Source organism: Anianabacter salinae, assembly GCF_019061145.1.
Taxonomy (GTDB): domain Bacteria; phylum Pseudomonadota; class Alphaproteobacteria; order Rhodobacterales; family Rhodobacteraceae; genus Anianibacter; species Anianibacter salinarum.
Genome location: NZ_JAHQZS010000006.1, coordinates 160,909 through 179,419, shown reverse-complemented (window position 1 = coordinate 179,419; position 18,511 = coordinate 160,909). Strand labels below are relative to the sequence as shown.

The 18,511-nt window shown below is 65.0% G+C and carries 20 protein-coding genes; 15 read left to right on the top strand and 5 right to left on the bottom strand.

Annotated features, from left to right (window positions below; translation table 11 throughout):
• Nucleotides 1-4 precede the first annotated feature (4 nt).
• The 7 genes from KTJ87_RS16230 to KTJ87_RS16200 all read left to right on the top strand — a co-directional run bounded on the left by KTJ87_RS16230 (nucleotide 5) and on the right by KTJ87_RS16200 (nucleotide 4,843).
• On the top strand, nucleotides 5-355 hold the full coding sequence (locus KTJ87_RS16230) for a hypothetical protein (RefSeq protein WP_267140195.1): 351 nt from the start codon (nucleotides 5-7) through the stop codon (nucleotides 353-355).
• A complete protein-coding gene (locus tag KTJ87_RS16225) occupies nucleotides 348-755 on the top strand; it encodes a DUF6497 family protein (RefSeq protein ID WP_267140194.1) in 408 nt (135 codons plus the stop codon). Before KTJ87_RS16230 ends, KTJ87_RS16225 begins: the two co-directional genes overlap by 8 nt.
• A 214-nt stretch (nucleotides 756-969) precedes the next feature.
• Nucleotides 970-1,110 carry a hypothetical protein gene (locus KTJ87_RS16220; protein ID WP_267140193.1) on the top strand — a complete coding sequence of 47 codons (141 nt, stop codon included), beginning with the start codon at nucleotides 970-972 and terminating at the stop codon, nucleotides 1,108-1,110.
• Nucleotides 1,111-1,179: 69 nt separating this feature from the next.
• The gene (locus KTJ87_RS16215) at nucleotides 1,180-1,539 is read left to right on the top strand and encodes a hypothetical protein (RefSeq protein WP_267140192.1); all 360 of its coding nucleotides are present in this window, start codon (nucleotides 1,180-1,182) and stop codon (nucleotides 1,537-1,539) included.
• 277 nt (nucleotides 1,540-1,816) lie between these two features.
• Nucleotides 1,817-2,026, top strand: coding sequence for a hypothetical protein (locus tag KTJ87_RS16210; RefSeq protein ID WP_267140191.1), 210 nt, complete (start codon nucleotides 1,817-1,819; stop codon nucleotides 2,024-2,026).
• A 137-nt stretch (nucleotides 2,027-2,163) separates the two neighbouring features.
• Nucleotides 2,164-4,224 carry an acetyl-CoA carboxylase biotin carboxylase subunit gene (locus tag KTJ87_RS16205; RefSeq protein ID WP_267140190.1) on the top strand — a complete coding sequence of 687 codons (2,061 nt, stop codon included), beginning with the start codon at nucleotides 2,164-2,166 and terminating at the stop codon, nucleotides 4,222-4,224.
• 4 nt (nucleotides 4,225-4,228) lie between these two features.
• Nucleotides 4,229-4,843, top strand: a complete 615-nt coding sequence (locus tag KTJ87_RS16200) for a hypothetical protein (RefSeq protein ID WP_267140189.1) — start codon at nucleotides 4,229-4,231, stop codon at nucleotides 4,841-4,843.
• A 136-nt stretch (nucleotides 4,844-4,979) separates the two neighbouring features.
• On the opposite strand, the gene KTJ87_RS16195 is transcribed toward KTJ87_RS16200, so the two are convergent.
• Nucleotides 4,980-5,441 (bottom strand): DUF4174 domain-containing protein, encoded by a 462-nt coding sequence (locus KTJ87_RS16195; protein ID WP_267140188.1) that lies wholly within the window; start codon nucleotides 5,439-5,441, stop codon nucleotides 4,980-4,982.
• A gap of 110 nt (nucleotides 5,442-5,551) precedes the next feature.
• On the opposite strand from KTJ87_RS16195, the gene scpA reads away from it, so the two are divergent.
• The 6 genes from scpA (at nucleotide 5,552) to KTJ87_RS16165 (ending at nucleotide 10,959) form a co-directional block, all read left to right on the top strand.
• Entirely contained in the window at nucleotides 5,552-7,693 is a 2,142-nt protein-coding gene (gene scpA, locus KTJ87_RS16190; RefSeq protein WP_267140187.1) for a methylmalonyl-CoA mutase, read from the top strand.
• 76 nt (nucleotides 7,694-7,769) lie between these two features.
• A complete protein-coding gene (locus KTJ87_RS16185; RefSeq protein WP_267140186.1) occupies nucleotides 7,770-8,384 on the top strand; it encodes a VOC family protein in 615 nt (204 codons plus the stop codon).
• Nucleotides 8,381-8,893: a GNAT family N-acetyltransferase gene (locus KTJ87_RS16180; RefSeq protein WP_267140185.1), complete on the top strand. Its 513-nt coding sequence runs from the start codon at nucleotides 8,381-8,383 to the stop codon at nucleotides 8,891-8,893. Before KTJ87_RS16185 ends, KTJ87_RS16180 begins: the two co-directional genes overlap by 4 nt.
• A gap of 9 nt (nucleotides 8,894-8,902) precedes the next feature.
• Nucleotides 8,903-9,586, top strand: a complete 684-nt coding sequence (locus tag KTJ87_RS16175; RefSeq protein WP_267140184.1) for a molecular chaperone DjiA — start codon at nucleotides 8,903-8,905, stop codon at nucleotides 9,584-9,586.
• Nucleotides 9,586-10,611, top strand: a complete 1,026-nt coding sequence (locus tag KTJ87_RS16170) for an endonuclease/exonuclease/phosphatase family protein (RefSeq protein ID WP_267140183.1) — start codon at nucleotides 9,586-9,588, stop codon at nucleotides 10,609-10,611. Before KTJ87_RS16175 ends, KTJ87_RS16170 begins: the two co-directional genes overlap by 1 nt.
• Before the next feature lie 36 nt (nucleotides 10,612-10,647).
• Nucleotides 10,648-10,959 (top strand): hypothetical protein, encoded by a 312-nt coding sequence (locus tag KTJ87_RS16165; RefSeq protein WP_267140182.1) that lies wholly within the window; start codon nucleotides 10,648-10,650, stop codon nucleotides 10,957-10,959.
• Here KTJ87_RS16165 and KTJ87_RS16160 read toward each other — a convergent pair.
• From KTJ87_RS16160 to KTJ87_RS16145, 4 genes are read right to left on the bottom strand one after another with little or no spacing between them, the layout of a single operon-like run.
• Nucleotides 10,956-12,488, bottom strand: a complete 1,533-nt coding sequence (locus tag KTJ87_RS16160) for a Ppx/GppA family phosphatase (RefSeq protein WP_267140181.1) — start codon at nucleotides 12,486-12,488, stop codon at nucleotides 10,956-10,958. The genes KTJ87_RS16165 and KTJ87_RS16160 overlap by 4 nt on opposite strands.
• 50 nt (nucleotides 12,489-12,538) lie before the next feature.
• A complete protein-coding gene (locus KTJ87_RS16155) occupies nucleotides 12,539-14,713 on the bottom strand; it encodes an RNA degradosome polyphosphate kinase (RefSeq protein WP_267140180.1) in 2,175 nt (724 codons plus the stop codon).
• A gap of 40 nt (nucleotides 14,714-14,753) precedes the next feature.
• Nucleotides 14,754-15,437 carry an HdaA/DnaA family protein gene (locus KTJ87_RS16150; protein ID WP_267140179.1) on the bottom strand — a complete coding sequence of 228 codons (684 nt, stop codon included), beginning with the start codon at nucleotides 15,435-15,437 and terminating at the stop codon, nucleotides 14,754-14,756.
• 5 nt (nucleotides 15,438-15,442) lie between these two features.
• Nucleotides 15,443-16,516 carry an AI-2E family transporter gene (locus tag KTJ87_RS16145; protein WP_267140178.1) on the bottom strand — a complete coding sequence of 358 codons (1,074 nt, stop codon included), beginning with the start codon at nucleotides 16,514-16,516 and terminating at the stop codon, nucleotides 15,443-15,445.
• Between the two features lie 134 nt (nucleotides 16,517-16,650).
• Between KTJ87_RS16145 and proS the strand changes: the two genes are divergently transcribed.
• The gene (proS, locus tag KTJ87_RS16140) at nucleotides 16,651-17,991 is read left to right on the top strand and encodes a proline--tRNA ligase (RefSeq protein ID WP_267140177.1); all 1,341 of its coding nucleotides are present in this window, start codon (nucleotides 16,651-16,653) and stop codon (nucleotides 17,989-17,991) included.
• Nucleotides 17,992-18,000: 9 nt separating this feature from the next.
• The gene (locus KTJ87_RS16135) at nucleotides 18,001-18,501 is read left to right on the top strand and encodes a DUF2937 family protein (protein ID WP_267140176.1); all 501 of its coding nucleotides are present in this window, start codon (nucleotides 18,001-18,003) and stop codon (nucleotides 18,499-18,501) included.
• The last annotated feature ends 10 nt before the right edge of the window (nucleotides 18,502-18,511 follow it).

Here is an 18,511-nt window from a genome sequence, read left to right as displayed (position 1 = left end):
GCGCATGGCGCGTCACGGCTGGCATATCCATGACGAGGGGGGCGTTCTGACGCTGTCGCGCAGCCTTGCGCCGCGCCTCGACGTGGTCGCCGCGTCGGTGTTCCCGCCAGTGTCAGCCTATTTGCTGGCCCAACAAGTGCGCCAGGACCTGTGGCGCCGTCTCAGGGCTGTGCGCGGTTTCGCGCCCGTGGTGCGGGTGTCGCGCACGTCCACCGCCCTGACCGTCGAGGCAGGGGGCGGGATCGCGTCGCGCTCCTTTCCCAAGGGACGCATCGAGCAGGACATCGCCGACCTTCTGGCTTCGGCGCCGCACCGCGCGCGCTGGATCGCCCATGCCCGGAGGCACGATGCCTAGGCTTACCGCGCTTCCCTTCCTGCTGATCGCGGCACCGCCAGTCGGGGCGCAGGCCGTCGATGCGCCGATCCCGGTGCCCTCGGGCCAGGCGGTGACGTTCCTTGATGTCGTGACGGATGAACGCGGACCGTCGGGCCTGACCTACCGGTTCCGATTCGTGGCGCCCGGCATCGGCAAGGACGTCGGCGCGGTTGATTTCGCGATGGCGGCCGCCGATCTCGATCATCTGTGCCGCGAATACGCGCTTCCCCGCCTGTCGAGTGTCGGGCCGCAGCCGTCGCAGATCGTGATCACGCTTGCCGACCGTCCGATCGAGTTCGGGGTCGCGGACCCTTCTGTTACTCAGTTTTTCGAGGCCTATCGCCCCGAAAACGGCGACTGCATCTGGGAAGGATTCTGATGCAACCCCAATATTTTGACGCCGCCCATGCGCTTTCGTGTCCGATTGATGCAGCGCCGCCACAAAATCGCGTGATCGAATTGCTTGAATTCCCAATGCCAAGCGGATCAGATAGTGTCCGGGAAGGTTACCGGACAGTGACCTGTACCTTGTTGGGGGGGCACCGCGAACCAGAAGGAACGCGTGGCCGCCCTGAATTCGATAGGAGACTAAAATGTCGAATGGCATCAAACTGGTCCTCGCTCTCGGCCTCGTCGGCTTCATCGCCGCATGCGCCCAGCAGGAAGAAGAAGTCGTGTACGTCGAGCCCGAGCCCATCTCGATGGAGCCCGTCTACACCGGCAAGTACAAGTAAGTACCTCTCGGGACGGGCGTTCGCGCCCGTCCCGGACTGCCCTGTCCCGCCGGTGCGGAGGACAGGCGCATGATAAAGCATCGCGGCTTTCCCGGCCGTCTTCCCGGCACCGATTTCCAGTTCACAGTTCGCCGCGCCAATCCCAAGGGCGTGACTCCGCTCAAGCGGCTTGAACGGCATGCCGATCGCAAGCACGCCGACAAGCGCGCGGACTCGGGGTTCATATGGGCGCTGGTCCAGCATTTCGGTGAAGAGCCGTTCGAACGGGGCAATCTTGACGCGGGCCGCCTGAGCTGGGTGTTCGGCCGCGAGGTGGTCCCGGCAGAAGAACCGTTCGACCCGGCGTCCTACGATGCGCTTCTGCGGCTTGACATGGATGTGATCTCCCGCAGCTTTCCCGAAGCGTTCGACGAGGATTGGTCGGCATGATCCCGCGCGTCGCATCCCGATTTCGGCAAATTCCGGCGCATGGCGCGGGGCACGCGATTGTGATGCTTTCGGAAACGGCATGTTGCGGCAATGCTTCTACGCAGGCAGACCCCAACAGCAATCCCCCTGCCGAACAATGCAGAACAAGTTCCCAATCCCCTTCAGACTGGTCTGGCTCCCTTGGGGCCAGACCGAATTTTCTGTTTCAGGACAGAATGGAACCGGGAACGCACACGCGGCGTTTAGCGCCCACAGAGACATACAGGGAAGACCAGATATGGCTAAGACATTCGCACTTGTCGCGGCGCTTGGTGCCGCTTTCACTCTTTCGGCCTGCGGTGAGAACCTTGGCCAGCAAGGCCTTCTTGGCGCGGGTGCCGGCGCAGGCGTCGCTGCGGTCACGGGCGGCAACGCGCTCACCGGCGCAGCCGTCGGCGCAGCAGGCAACGTGGCGTACTGCCAAACCTACCCCTCGCGCTGCAACTGATCGTCTGACGCAGCCGCTTTTTGCGGCACGCGCAATCCAACCCGTCCGGGCCCCCGCCCGGACGGGTTTTTCGTGTTTGAACGACAAGACAACCGGGGGCGCCCCGCGCGCATCCCGCCTGACGGAAGGGACCTGACGTGTTCAAGAAGATCCTGATCGCCAACCGGGGCGAAATCGCCTGCCGCGTCATCAAGACGGCCAAGAAGATGGGGATCGCCACTGTCGCGATCTATTCCGACGCGGACCGAAACGCGCTGCACGTCGCCATGGCGGACGAGGCGGTGCACATCGGTCCCGCGCCCGCAAACCAGTCCTATATCGTCATCGACAAGGTGATGCAGGCGATCCGCGACACCGGCGCCGAGGCGGTGCACCCGGGCTACGGTTTCCTGTCCGAGAACCCGAAATTCGCGCAGGCGCTGGAGGCCGCAGGCGTTGCCTTCATCGGCCCGCCGGTCGGGGCGATCGAGGCGATGGGCGACAAGATCACCTCGAAAAAGCTGGCGCAGGAGGCGGGCGTGTCCACCGTGCCCGGCCACATGGGCCTGATCGCGGACGCCGACGAGGCGGTCAAGATCGCCACCGAGATCGGCTATCCTGTGATGATTAAGGCGTCTGCGGGTGGCGGCGGCAAGGGCATGCGCATCGCTTGGGACGACGACGAGGCGCGCGAAGGGTTCCAGTCGTCCAAGAACGAGGCGGCCAACAGCTTTGGCGACGACCGCATCTTCATCGAGAAATTCGTCACCCAGCCGCGCCATATCGAAATCCAGGTGCTGGCCGACAACCACGGCAACTGCATCTATCTGGGCGAGCGGGAATGCTCGATCCAGCGCCGGAACCAGAAGGTCATCGAAGAGGCGCCGTCGCCGTTCCTCGATGCCGAAACCCGCCGCGCGATGGGCGAGCAGTCGGTCGCGCTGGCCAAGGCAGTCGGCTATTCCAGCGCCGGAACGGTCGAGTTCATCGTCGACGGTGACCGCAACTTCTACTTCCTCGAAATGAACACCCGGCTTCAGGTCGAACACCCGGTGACGGAACTGATCACCGGCGTCGATCTGGTCGAACAGATGATCCGCGTCGCCAGTGGCGAAACGCTGCCCATGACGCAGGATGATGTCACGCTGACGGGATGGGCAATGGAATCGCGGCTCTATGCCGAAGACCCGTATCGCGGCTTCCTGCCGTCGATCGGACGGCTGACGCGCTACCGCCCGCCTGCCGAGGTTGCGGCTGGGCCGATGCAGACCGCTGGCAAATGGTTGCCGCAACCCTCCGGGCAGGACGCGCCGTCAGGCGACAGCGCCACCCGCAACGATACCGGCGTCTACGAGGGCGGCGAGATCAGCATGTATTACGACCCGATGATCGCCAAACTGTGCACCTGGGGCGCTGACCGGGGCGCGGCCATCGAAGGGATGCGGCTGGCGCTTGACCGGTTCGAGGTGGAAGGCATCGGCCACAACCTGCCGTTCCTGTCCGCCGTGATGGATCACCCGAAATTCGTGTCGGGGGATATCACCACCGCCTTCATCGCCGAGGAATATCCGGACGGGTTCAACGGCGTGGCGCTGCCGGGCGACGCGCTGCGCCGCATCGCCGCCGCCGCCGCCGCGATGAACCGGGTGGCCGAGATCCGGCGCACCCGTATCTCGGGCCGGATGGACAACCACGAACGGCATGTGGGCGACGACTGGGTCGTGACCTTGCAAGGGGCCGATTTTGTCGTCCGGGTCGAGGCCGATCAGGGCGGATCAACCGTGCATTTCGAGGATGGCGCGCCGCTGCGGGTCGAAGCGGCCTGGACCCCCGGCGATCAGCTTGCGGTGCTGGACGTTGGTGGTGCGCCGCTGGTGCTGAAGGTCGGCAAGATTTCCGGCGGGTTCCGCCTGCGCACGCGCGGCGCTGACCTCAAGGTGCATGTCCGCACCCCGCGCCAGGCCGAGCTTGCCCGCCTGATGCCCGAGAAAGTGGCGCCCGACACGTCAAGGATGCTGCTGTGCCCGATGCCGGGTCTGGTGGTGAAGATCAACGTCGAGGTCGGCGACGAGGTGCAGGAGGGACAACCACTTTGCACCGTCGAGGCGATGAAGATGGAGAACATCCTTCGCGCCGAACGCAAGTGCGTGGTGTCGAAGGTGAACGCCGCGGCGGGCGACAGCCTTGCCGTGGACGAGGTCATCATGGAGTTCGAGTGAGGAAATGACGCGCTACGGGCTCTTATGGCTGGTCGGATGCGTGATCGCTGCCATGATGGTGATGGCCGTTCTGTTCGGACCATTTGACTGGACGCAAATCCCGGTGCAACAGGCAGGACTGGCAGGACTAGTAGTGGCGGGAGGCTGGTTTGCCGGCTTCCTCTTGCGAGAGATCAGCCAACAGATTGGCCGTTCCGAAAGATTGCGTGACTATCATCGCGCCCTCTATGCCGAAATCATGCACAATCTGGACAACCTGGGATCGCCCGATGACCTACGTGAGCATGCAGAGACTGTGCTAGCTTCCATGGAACTTGATGAGGGCTTTGTCCCGTTCATCCCTCATGAGAAGAACGACACCATTTTTAAGGCCGTTGTGTCGGATCTTCATATCTTGCCAAGGGCCAGCATAGACCCGGTTGTGAAATACTACAGCCAAGTGTCCGCGATGGACGCGATGATAAATGACATGCGGGGAGAAGGGTACTCTTCGATGACGCGAGAACGCCGTGCGGCGCTCTATCGTGACTACATCGGCATCAAGATCAACCTGATTGAATTCGGAAACGATGCGTTGAAGCGAATTGATGCCCACGACAAGCGAAAGCGCGGGACATGATGTCTAGGCGGTCAATATCCGGGACGCGGGCCGTTGCGACCGTTGATCGGCTGACGCGGGGACTCGTTGGCCATCGTTCAAACCTCCTGAACTCAGTCATTCATATAGCGTTTTGCATGCAAGGCTTCAATCGGCGTTACCCCCCCGGACGGTTTGCGTCGCGCATCTCTTCCTGGCGCAGGGGCATCTTGTCGATGGCGCGGCTCAGTTCGCGGACATTCCACGGAAACGGCTTGCGCAGGTTGACCGTGCCGTCCTTGGCCAGCACCACGAGCGAGAACCCGCGCGGGCGCAGCCGTGTGCGCAGCGCCGATTGGGCCTCTGGATCGGTGTCGGTCAGGATGACGACATCGCGGTCGACCAACGCCTCGGGGCGTTCGGCCAGATACTGCAACTGCTCGCGGAACCGCGGGTCTGCGGGCGTGTCGGCGAATACGACCACCGGGCGGGCGATCCACTTGAAATCATCAAGGTCGATCTCGCCAGCCTCGAACGGGCCGATGTTCCACGCGTCGGGATCTTCTGCCACTTCTGCGCCCTGCGCGGCCGCCACGGTGGCAAAGAACACCGTGAAGCCAAGAATAAGAAACGATTTCATGCTGCCTCCTGCCGACAAGCATATAGGCGGTGTTTCGCGCAATACGACAGGGACAAAGTGTCTGCGCCTGCACAATGGCGCGACCGGCCCGATCGCACAAGGAGACCGAGATGAGTGACATGGACGCCTGGCGCGCGCGCGCCGACAAGGAACTGAAGGGCCGGACGGCCGATGATCTGGTCTGGAACACCCCCGAAGGCATCGCGGTCAAGCCGGTCTACACCCCCGAAGACGTTGCAGAACTGGGCCATCTTGGGTCGCTGCCGGGCGAGGGTCCGTTCGTGCGCGGGCCGCGCTCGACCATGTATGCCGGGCGCCCGTGGACGATCCGGCAATACGCCGGGTTTTCGACCGCCGAGGAATCCAACGCCTTCTATCGCCGCGCGCTTGCGGGCGGACAGCAAGGCGTGTCGGTCGCCTTCGATCTGGCGACGCACCGGGGCTATGACAGCGATCATCCGCGCGTCGACGGCGATGTCGGCAAGGCGGGCGTCGCCATCGACAGTGTCGAGGACATGAAGATCCTGTTCGACGACATCCCGCTGGGCGACATTTCCGTGTCGATGACGATGAACGGGGCGGTGATCCCCGTGCTCGCGTCCTTCATCGTCGCGGGCGAGGAACAGGGCGTCGACCGCGCGCAGCTTTCGGGCACCATCCAGAACGACATCCTCAAGGAGTTCATGGTCCGCAACACCTACATCTATCCGCCCGAGCCTTCGATGCGGATCGTGGCGGACATCATCGAATACACCTCGAATGAGATGCCGCGCTTCAACTCGATCTCGATCTCCGGCTACCACATGCAAGAGGCGGGCGCGAACCTGGTGCAGGAGCTTGCGTTCACGCTGGCCGACGGCAAGGAATACGTGAAGGCCGCTGTCGGGCGCGGTATGGACGTGGACGCCTTTGCGGGGCGGCTGTCGTTCTTCTTTGCCATCGGCATGAATTTCTTCATGGAAGCCGCCAAGTTGCGCGCTGCGCGCCTGCTCTGGCACCGGATCATGACCGAGTTCGGCGCGAAAAAGCCGTCGTCCCTCATGCTGCGCACCCATTGCCAGACGTCGGGTGTAAGCCTTGCCGAACAGGACCCCTACAACAACATCGTGCGCACCGCCTACGAGGCGATGAGCGCGGTCTTGGGCGGCACCCAGTCACTGCACACCAATTCCTTCGATGAGGCGATCGGCTTGCCGACGGATTTCTCGTCGCGGATCGCCCGGAACACCCAGCTGATCCTTCAGAACGAAACCGGTGTGACCAACGTCGTCGATCCGCTTGCAGGCTCCTACTACGTCGAGAAGCTGACCGCCGATCTGGCAGACGCGGCGTGGCAGCTGATCGAGGAAGTCGACGAAATGGGCGGCATGACCAAGGCCGTTGCCAGCGGCATGCCCAAGCTGCGCATCGAAGAGGCCGCCGCCCAGCGTCAGGCCCGCATCGACCGGGGCGAAGAGGTGATCGTCGGCGTCAACAAATGGCGGCTGGACGAATACGAGGACATCGACATCCTCGACATCGACAACGCCAAGGTGCGCGACGGTCAGGTCAAGGCGCTAGAGCGCATCCGCGCCAACCGCGATCAGGCTGCATGCGACGCGGCGCTGGCAGCGCTTGGCGAGGGGGCGACGTCGGGCAAGGGCAACCTTCTGGCGCTGGCGGTCGAGGCCGCCCGCGCCCGCGCAACGGTGGGAGAGATCTCGATGGCTATGGAAGACGCGTTCGGCCGCCACAGGGCTGAGGTCAAGACGCTGGCAGGGGTCTACGGCGCTGCCTACGAGGGCGACGAAGGCTTTGCCGCGATTCAGCGTTCGGTCGAGGCCTTTGCCGAGGACGAAGGCCGCCGCCCGCGCATGCTGGTCGTCAAGATGGGCCAGGACGGGCACGACCGGGGCGCCAAGGTGATCGCCACGGCCTTTGCGGACATCGGCTTTGACGTCGATGTCGGCCCGCTGTTCCAGACCCCCGAAGAGGCCGCGCAGGACGCCATCGACAACGATGTGCATGTCGTCGGCATCTCCAGCCAGGCGGCGGGGCACAAGACGTTGGCACCTAAACTGGTGCAGGCGCTCAAGGCGCAGGGGGCAGAGGACATCATCGTGATTTGCGGCGGCGTGATCCCGCAGCAGGACTACGAGTTCCTGAAGCAGGCGGGGGTCAAGGCGATCTTCGGACCCGGCACGAACATCCCCAAGGCGGCCGAGGATGTGCTGGCGCTGATCCGCGCCGCAAAGGCGGGTGCGGCGGCCTGACCATCAAGCCGGGCTGGCGTTCGCCTGCGGGGTGATGCAACAGTCATAGACGGAGCACGGGGGAGACGCAGGGGTCATGCAGGCCGAACTCGATCACATCGCCATCTCGGCCACGACGCTGGCCGAAGGCGTGTCGCAGGTCGAGGACGCGCTTGGCGTGGCGCTTGGACCCGGCGGGCGCCATCCGGTCATGGGCACGCACAACCGTCTTCTGGGGATGGGGCCGACCTATCTCGAGATCATCGCCATCGACCCGGACGCGCCGGGACCGGATCATCCGCGCTGGTTCGACCTTGATCGCTTTACCGGCACGCCAAGGCTGACCAACTGGATCGTGCGCACCGATGATCTTGTCGCGTCGCTTGACGCTCTCGACGTCGATGCGGGGGCACCGCTGGCGGTGACGCGCGGCGATCTGCGCTGGCTTATGGCGGTGCCGCAGGACGGGCGGCTGCCGTTCGATGCGGCCTTTCCGGCGTTGATCGAATGGCAGGGGCCGCATCCGACGGACCGGCTGGAAGACAGCGGTTGCCGTCTGCGCGCGCTGGAGGTCATCCACCCCGAAGCCGAAGCTCTGCGCGCAGCCCTGGCGCCGCTTGGTCTGCCGGTGGCGGTCACCGTGTCACAAGGTCCGCGCGCCTTCCGGGCCGAGATCGGCACGCCCCACGGCAGGCGCGAGATCACGGGATGATCCGCGCCGCCCGCGCCGGAGACGCAGGTTCGATCGCCTCGATCTGGAACCCGTTCATCCGCGACAGCCTTGTCACCTTCAACTCTGCCGAGAAGTCCGAAGAGGAGATCGTGTCACTGTTGTCGGTGAAGGCAGATCTGGGGCACGGGTTCTTTGTGGCGGAAGCCGATGGCGCCATCGTCGGCTTCGCCACCTACGGCCAGTTCCGCGCAGGGATCGGCTATGCCCACACCTTCGAGCATTCGATCCTGATCGGGCCGCAGGGGCGGGGGCGCGGAGTGGGGCGTGCCCTGATGGATGCGGTCGAGCGCCACGCGGCCGCGGCCGGAGGGCATTCGATCTTCGCAGGCGTCAGTTCCGGCAACCCGTCAGGCCGTGCCTTTCACGCCGCGGTCGGGTTCAAGGATGTTGCCACATTGCCCGAAGTCGGCTGGAAATTCGGGCAATGGCTCGATCTTCACCTCATGCAGAAGCGACTCGTCGCTGACATCGCGGGCGAGACGCGCTAACAGGTCGCCATGTCGATCTGGACCCGCATCGCCGACGCCATTTCGGCCCTTGCCAAGGGCGAGGGCCTGTCCGCGCTGTTCGAGCGTCGGCCCGCGTCCCCCGACCGTTCTGTCGCCTTTACCATCGCGGTGATCGGGCTTGGGGCGAAGATGGCCAAGGCCGATGGCCTCGTGACCCGCAACGAAGTCGCCGCGTTCCGCGAGGTGTTCCATATCTCGGCACGCGACGAGGCGCAGGCGGCGCGGGTGTTCAACCTTGCCCGCACCGATGTGGCGGGGTTCGACGTCTATGCCCGCCGCATCCGCGATCTGTTCGGCGATCATCCGGAGCTGCTGTGCGACCTGATGGAGGGGCTGTTCCACATCGCGCTGGCCGACGGCGAGTATCACGCCAGCGAAAACGCCTTTCTGGAAGAGGTCGCGCGCATTTTCGGGCTGGAGGACCGCGTCTTTCGCCGCCTGCGCGCCCGCTTTGTGCAGGATTGCGCGCCCGACCCCTACGAGGTGCTTGGCGTGACACCCGACATGCCGATGGACGACATCCGCGCAGTCTGGCGCCGCGAGGTGCGCGAAACCCATCCTGACGGCTTGATGGCGCGGGGGCTGCCCGAAGAGGCGATCAAGATGGCCGAGAAACGGCTGGTCCAGATCAACAGCGCCTGGGAAGAGATCTCGGCCGGCCGGGCACCCTGATGCGGATCGCCACCTACAACGTCGAATGGTTCTCGGAACTGTTCGACCGCGACGATCAGCTTCTGGAAGATGGCGGCTGGTCGGCGCGCTACGACGTCACGCGCGCGGATCAACTGACGGCTCTGGGCATCGTGTTCACTGCGATGGACGCCGACGCGGTGATGGTGATCGAGGCGCCGGACACCAGCGGTCGCCGCAGCACCGTGCGCGCCCTCGAACGCTTTGCCGCCCGGTTCGAGTTGCGCTGCCGCCGCGCGATCACCGGTTTTGCCAACGACACCCAGCAGGAAATCGCGCTGCTCTATGACCCGGATGCGCTGACGCCGGTGCATGATCCCAAGGGTGCGCCGACCGGAAAGCATGGATCGACCGATGCGCCGCGATTCGACGGGGCGTTTCGCATCGACCTTGATATCGACGCCAGCACCGAGGCGGTGGTGTTCTCCAAGCCGCCGCTGGAACTGGCCTGCACCGCTGCCTCGGGCACGGCGTTCCGCATGATCGGCGTGCACGCGAAATCCAAGGCGCCGCACGGCGCGGTGACCCCGCAGGACGTGATGGCGATCTCGATCGCCAACCGGCGCAAGCAACTGGCACAGTGCATCTGGCTGCGCCAGCGGGTCGAGACTCACCTCAGCGCGGGCGAGCCGCTGATCGTTCTGGGCGACTTCAACGATGGCCCCGGACTTGACGAATACGAGCGCCTGTTCGGCCGATCCGGCGTCGAGATCGTGCTGGGCGACGGAGACGGGGCGCCGCTGTATGATCCGCACGCACGGCAGGCGCTGGCGCAGCGGATCGGCGCCCAGCCGACGACGGCGCGGTTCTACCTGCGCGACCAGAAGCGGTATCTTCAGGCGCTGCTCGATTACATCATGGTATCGCCGGACCTGCGGGCGCGCGCGCCAGACTGGCGCATCTGGCATCCCTTCGACGATCCGGTCTGCTGGGCCACGCCGGAGCTGCGCGAGGCCCTTCTGACCGCGTCGGATCATTTCCCGGTCACCCTCGACATCGAACTGTGACTTATCAGACGGGTCGGCGTGCCCTATATTGGTCCCATGAAACGCATCGTTCCGACCCTTCTCGTGCTGTCGCTTGCGGCGCTTCCGGTCCCTGCCCAAGAGGCCGATCCGGCGCCTGACACGGATGGGGAACTGTCCGAGGGACTCGACCTGTTGTCCGAAGGCACGCGGCTGTTGCTGCGCGGTCTGATGGACGAGATGGAACCCGCGCTGCGCGAGCTTGAAGGCATGGTGAAGGACCTGAACGCCTATCATCCGCCCGAGATGTTGCCGAACGGCGACATCATCATTCGCCGCAAGACGCCGCTGGAGCCCGAGGTCGGAGACGGCGGAGAGATCGAGCTTTAGCGCAGCCTGCGCACCTCGGTCTGGGCGTTCAGCGCCGAGGCGAGCGATTTCAGGCGCGCCTCGGCCACTTCGCCGAACAGCCCTTCGGCCCTGCGCGTCAGGTTCAGGCGCAGGACCTTCTTTTTCGGAAACCAGTCCAGCGTGCCCATTTCCTCGGGCGCGTCGGCATAGATCATCGCGCCGAACCGCATCGCCTTGCCAAGGATCTCGGCATCCCGGATCGCTTCGTCCGTCAACAGCCCTAGCATCGGCAAGAGACGGCTTTCAGAGCGGCTGTTCTTGTAGCGGTGCAGCAGCGCGAGGCCAAGGAACACACGTTCTTCATGGGTAAGCCCGCCAAGGTTCGCGCGGGTGACGTTGTCGAAACACGCCTCGTGCCGGTAGTCGGGGTGCGCCCGCCAGCTGACATCGTGCAGCAGGCAGGCGGCGCGGATGATCCGCTTGCGATCGGGGCGCATCGCCCGGAACAGCGGAAAGATGAACTTGAACAACGACCGGCCAAAGCCGGGCTGGCGCGCATCCTTGTGTTCGGCGAACCGGGCCGCTTCGATCAGCGGATCGCGGGCGCGCAGGGCGTCGGGCATCTGCTCGTACAGCAGCCCCTCGCGGATGCCGTAGGACGAGACGAAGATCGTCGCGGGCTTGAGCCGCCGGACGACCTCGCCCAGCACTTCGGAGGCCAGCGGAACCAGCGCCATCCTCGCTTCGCCGATGCCGGTGGCGGCGCGCAGGTCCTCGACCCGGGCGTCCTCGATCCAGTCGATCGTCGCGGCGACGTCCTTGCGCGACATCTCGTATTCGTGAAGCACTTGCAGCGGATAGCCGCGCCGTTCCATGTCGAGCCGCGCAATGGCCCGCCAAGAGCCGCCGACCAGATACAGATGTTTGGGCCGGGCACCGATCCGGGTTACAAGATCATCGACGATCTTGCGGATATGGGCGCGGCGACCTTTTCTGCCGCCCTCGATCCCTTGCAGGCGCAGCGGGCCTAGCGGTGAGGTGACGCGCTCGCCCACCCGGCCCGAATCGATTCGCGCCAGTTCCATCGACGAGCCGCCGATGTCGCAGACGACGCCGCTGGCCTCGGGCCAGCCCAGAAGAACGCCCTGCGCCGAAAGCCGTGCCTCTTCATCGCCGTCGATCACGAAAAGCTTGAGGCCCGTCTCGCGCTCGACCTCTTCGATGAAATCGGGGCCATCCTCGGCCTCGCGCACGGCGGCGGTCGCCACGACGGTCAGCGGCGCGACGCCCATGCCTTCGGACAACAACTGAAACCGCCGGAGCGCGGCGAGCGCGCGCTTGCGCCCCTCGGGGTTCAGCCGCCCTGTTTCGGGCAGTCCGGCGCCCAGGCCCGCCATCACCTTTTCGTTGTAGAAGTAGGCCGGAGAGCGGGCGGCACCGTCAAACACCACCATCCGAATCGAGTTCGAACCGACGTCCACGACCCCAACCCGGCGCAGCGCCTGCGCTTCGGGGTCCTGGAACAGGGGCGTTTCGAACGGGCCTCGTGCCCCTTCAGATCCATCCATCGCGATGCCCTTCCGCTGCGGCGCGAACCTGACGGACCGCGCCGCGCACGTCAATCGTTCGAATGGGTCAGGTCGGGAACGTCACTTGCCCCGGCCGATCCCCGACCCGACAGCGACGGGTTCTCCATGAAGAAGCGGTGGCAATTGAACAGGGGCGTCGTGCCATCCCATTCGGGCCGTTTGAAGCTGCCATCGGGATACATGATCCAGGTCTGCGCCTCGTCCGCCATGTTGGCCGCCATGATCTGGCTGACGATCTGCGCCTTCACCGTGTCGTTCTTGGTCTCGACCAGATGCTCGACCCGGCGATTGAGATTGCGGTCCATCCAGTCGGCGGACGAGATGAACACGCGGCACTGTTTCGACGGCAAGCCGTGGCCATTGCCGAAGCAAACGATCCGGCTGTGTTCCAGAAAGCGCCCGACGATGGATTTGACGCGGATATTCTCGGACAGCCCCTTTATGCCGGGGCGCAAGCCGCAGATGCCGCGGATCACGAGGCTGATCTTCACCCCGGCCTGGCTCGCGGCATAGAGCGCGTCGATGATGTCCTTTTCGATCAGGGAATTCATCTTGGCCCAGATCTCGGCTGGCTTGCCGGCCTTCGCGTGTTCCGCCTCGGCGTTGATGCGCTCGATCAGGGTCGTCTTCAGCGAATGCGGCGCGATCGAGATGTTTTCAAGCGATTCCGGCATCGCGTAGCCGCTGGTGTAGTTGAACACCTTGGCCGCATCGCGCCCCAGCGCTTCGTCGCAGGTGAACAGCGACAGGTCGGTGTAGATCTTGGCGGTGATCGGGTGGTAGTTGCCCGTCCCGAAATGCGAATAGGTCACCAGCTTGCCGTTCTCGCGCCGGACGACCGTTGCGATCTTGGCGTGGGTCTTCCAGTCGATGAAGCCGTAGACCACATGCGCCCCGGCACGCTCCAGTCGGCGCGACTGGCGAATGTTCGCAGCCTCGTCGAACCGCGCCTTCAACTCGACCAGCGCGGTGACGGATTTGCCTTCTTCGGCGGCCTCGCACAGCGCCTCGACGATGGGCGAGTTCTTGGACGTGCGGTAGAGCGTGTTCTTGATCGCGAGAACGTCCGGATCAGCGGCGGCCTGCTTGAGGAACCGCACCACCATGTCGAAGGTCTCGTAGGGGTGATGCAGCAGCATGTCCTTGGCCTTGATGGCCGCAAACATGTCGCCGTCGAAATCCTGCACCCGTTCGGGCACGCGCGGCGTGAAGGACGGCCACAGAAGATCCGGGCGCTCGTCCAGCACCAGTTCCTTGACGTCGCCAATGCCGATCAGTCCGCCCAGTTCGACGACTTCTTCGTTGCCGACGTGCAATTCGTCCATGATGACGCGGCGCAGCGCGGCGGGCGCGGAATCCGACAGCTTGAGGCGGATCACCTCGCCCCGGCGACGGCGTTTCAGCGCGACCTCGAACTCGCGCACAAGGTCTTCGGCTTCTTCCTCGACTTCCAGGTCGCTGTCGCGCAGCACGCGGAAGATGCAGTTGCCGGTCTCGCGGTAGCCCGGGAACAGGCTGCCAAGATGCAAGAGCAACAGCTCTTCCAGCGGCAGGAACCGCGCCTGTCCGTCATCGCCCGGCAGACGCACGAAACGGTCGATCTGCTGCGGAATCGGCAGCAGCGCCCGCAGGCGGCGCTTGTCGGAATTCTTTTCCAGTTGCAGCGCCAGCGACAGCCCGCCGTTGGGGATGAACGGGAACGGGTGCGCGGGGTCGATCGCCAGCGGCGACAGCACCGGGAACACCTCTTCCAGGAAGGTGCGTTCCAGATGCTTGCGGTCGGCATCGTTCAGCATGTCGCGGGTCAGGAACTGGATGCCCGCCGCCGACATCTCGCGCTGCAGCGTTTCCAGCACTTCCTGCTGGCGCCGCATCAAGAGCCGTGTCTCGGTGCCGATCCGGGTCAGTTGCTCTGCCGGGGTCATGCCGTCCATCGCGGGCGAGGTGTTGCCGGTCATCGCCAACTCGCGCAGGCCTGCCACGCGCACGGTGTAGAATTCGTCCAGGTTGGTGGCCGAGATCGACAGGAACCGCACCCGTTCCAGAAGCGGAACGCGCGGGTTCTCTGCCTCTTCGAGGACGCGCCAGTTGAAGCCGAGCCAGCTCAGCTCTCGGTTGAAGTATTTCTTCGGCCCGGCGATGTCTTCCTCGGGAAGCGTGACGGGGGCCGGAAACGGCGACTTGAGGAAATCTGCAATGGTCATGACGGCCTGATTAGGAGGGGTTCGTGACGCCAGCGTGACATTACTCCGCGCCCCGGTCGAGACTGTCCAGCACGGCGCGGGCAAGGGGAACGGTGATCGGGCTCTGCCGCGCCAGCGCGGCCCGGTCGAGCGCGGAGACAAGCGCGCCAAGACGCTCGAAATCCCGCTCGATGCGGGGGGCGAGGAACTGGATCACGCGCGGGTCGATGTCGATCTGTCGGTCGGCGAACTGCTTGACCAGCACCGCGCTCAGAAGCGCGTCGTCGGGCGCGTCCAGGCGGGTCACGTTGGTGCCCTCCATGCGGCTGCGCAGGTCGGGCAGGGCGATGCCCCAGCGCGACGGCGCATCGCGCGCCGTCAGCAGCAGCGCAGAACCAGCGGCAAGGGCCATATTGTGCAGGTGGAACAGCGACCGCTCAAGCGCCGGGTCTCCGGCGACGCGCTGCGCATCCTCGACCACCAGCGGTGCGGCTGCCAGCCGGGGAAGCGCCGCTTCGGACAGGTCCTGCACGCTTGCGATCCGCGCGCCCGACAGCGCCGCCCAGACATGCGCCAGATGCGTCTTGCCCGATCCGGCCGGGCCGCACAGCACCAGCTTGCCCTGCGGCCAGTCGCCCCAGCCTTCGACTTGTGCCACCGCAACGGCATTGGCAGGCGAGACGAAGAAATCGCCGCGTCCCAGCGCGGGCCGCACCGGCAGGTCGAATGTCAGCTGGTCCGCCACTTGCGTCAGTCGCCGGGGCCGTCGCGCCAGGACAGCCCGTGATACAGCCGTCCGGTCTTGTACTGTTCCACCGCGAAGCGCGCGAAGACACCAAGCGCGGCAGCGACAGGCACCGCGACCAGGAGTCCGATGAACCCGAACACCGACCCGAACACCGACAGCGCCAGCAGCAGCCACACGGGGTGCAGCCCGACGCTTGAGCCGACCAGTTTGGGGGTGAGGATGTTGCCCTCCAGGATCTGCCCCGAGAAGAAGATCGCGCCGATGATCCCGATCATCACCCAATCGCCCCAGAACTGGAACAGCGCGATGCCGATGGCCAGCCCGCCGCCGAGGATGGCGCCGACATAGGGAATGAACGACACCAGCCCCGCAACCGCGCCGATCACGAGGCCGAATTGAAGCCCCGCCAGCATCAGCGCCCCGGCATAGTAGACGCCCAGAATGGTCATCACCGTGCCCTGCCCGCGAATGAACGAAGCCAGCGTGCGGTCGACGTCCTTGGCCAGCCTGCGAATGGTCGGGGCATGGTCGCGCGGCAACAATTCGTCGATGCGGCCGACCATCCGGTCCCAGTCCATCAGCAGGTAGAATGCCACCACCGGCACGATGAAGAACAGCAAGACCACGTTCAGCAAGCTCAGCGCCGAGGTCAGGACGCTGTTCAGAAGCTCGGCGCCCTGCGACTTGATCGTGTCGGCCACGCTTTGCAGCGATTGGCGCACGATCGAGCCTTCGTCCATGATCATCGGCACCCGCTCGGTCAGGAAGTTCTGCAGGTTCCGCGCCAGCTCTGGCGCGGTGTTGAACAACTGCACCGACTGCTGGATCAGCGTCGGGACAACGGCCAGTGCAAGGACGACGAAGATCAGGATGGCGAACAGGGTGATGACCACGGTCGCCAGCACCCGGCTGAGCCCCAGCCGTTCCAGCGCATCGGCGATCGGATCGAGGCAATACGCCACCGCGCCGCCCAGAACGAACGGCAACAGCACGTCACCCAAAAGCCAGAGCAGCACGAAGCTCAGGGCGCCGAACGCGCCCCAGACGTACATCTGTGTCTTGATCGCCAGTGCCATGATCGTCCGACCCTTGTTTCCCTGTCCGGTATCGCTTGTGCTGCTACATGGTGCAAGCGTGCGTCGCTTGTCTGAACACGCGCGATGCCCTAGAGGCTTGGACCGACCCGAAACCACGCCAAGGCCCGCACCCCATGCGCCTGTCCCGCTATTTCCTGCCCGTCCTCAAGGAAACCCCTGCCGACGCCCAGATCGCCAGCCACCGGCTGATGCTGCGCGCTGGCATGATCAAGCAATCGAGCGCGGGGATCTATTCGTGGCTGCCGCTGGGCTACAAGGTTCTCAAGCGGATTGAGCAGATCGTGCACGAGGAACAGGCGCGCGCGGGGCATATCCCGATGCTGATGCCGACGCTGCAATCGGCCGATCTGTGGAAGGAATCCGGGCGCTACGACGCCTATGGCCCCGAAATGCTGCGGATCAAGGACCGGCACGAGCGCGACATGCTCTACGGGCCGACCAACGAAGAGATGGTCACCGACATCTTCCGCAGCCATGTGGGCAGCTACAAGGACCTGCCGCTGACGCTGTACCACATCCAGTGGAAGTTCCGCGACGAGATCCGCCCGCGCTTCGGCGTGATGCGCGGCCGCGAGTTCCTGATGAAGGACGGCTACAACTTCGACCTCACCAAAGAGGACGCGCTGCACGCCTACAACCGCCACCTTGTCAGCTACCTGCGCACCTATGAACGCATGGGCCTTCAGGCGATCCCGATGCGCGCCGATTCCGGCCCCATCGGCGGCGACGACACCCACGAATTCCTCGTGCTGGCAGAGACCGGCGAATCGGAAGTGTTCTATGACAGCGAGATCACCGATCTGAAATTCGGTGACCGCCAGATCGACTATGACAGCGTCGATCAGTGCCAGGCCGTGCTCGAAGAATTCACCTCGCGCTATGCCCGCACCGACGAGACCCATGACGAGGCGCTGTTCAACGCCATCCCCGAGGAACGCCGCCGCACCGCGCGTGGCATCGAGGTGGGACAGATCTTCTATTTCGGCACCAAGTATTCTGATGCCATGGGCGCTGTCGTCGCCGACCGCGACGGCACCCGCGTGCCGGTGCACATGGGGTCGCACGGCATCGGGGTCAGCCGCCTTGTCGGCGCGCTGATCGAGGCGAACCACGACGACAACGGCATCATCTGGCCCGAAGGCGTGACGCCGTTCCACTGCGGGATCGTCAACCTCAAGCAAGGCGACGCCGAGGCGGATGGCGCCTGCGAAAGCCTTTATGCCGCGCTCACAGTCTTGGGGCTGGAGCCGCTTTATGACGACCGTGAGGAACGGGCAGGGGCCAAGTTCGCGACGATGGACCTGATCGGCCTGCCGTGGCGGATCACCGTCGGTCCGCGCGGGCTCAAGAACGGTGTGGTCGAGCTGACGTCGCGCCGCACCGGGACAAGCGAAGAGATGCCCCCCGAGGCCGCCGTTGCGAAAATCGCGGACATCTACGCCGGCGTTCTGTAGGCTTTCGCCATGATCAAGACGCTTGCCATGGCCGGTGGACTGGCGGGCGCGCTTGCCGCGTCGCAGGCGCCCGAGTTCTCGCAGCAATACATGCAGCGCCTGTCCGGTGCGGTGGACGAGTTGCGCGCCGTGGCGCTGGTTGTGGAAACCGGAGCGGCGGCCAGCGGCAAGACCCGCGACGAGGCCCTGGCAGAGTTGTCGCGTGCGGGCAGTTTCGGGACCGAGATCAGCGGCACCCTGTCCGAACAGGTCAGCCGCTATGACCGGCTGTCGCGCGACTACCAGGCGCTGCGCGAGGCCGAGCCATTGATGCGCATGGCGCAGGTCTGGCGCTACAACGATCCCGAGCTTCTGTCGCGCACCTGGGACGATTACCGCCCCGGAATGCCCACGACGACGGACGGTCTTATCACGGCGGGCGCCGGGTTCTTCGCGGGATGGGCGCTTGTGTCGCTGCTGCTGGGCGGTCTTGCGCGCCTGATCTTCGGGCGCAGGCGCCGCGCGGCGTGACCGGTGCGGG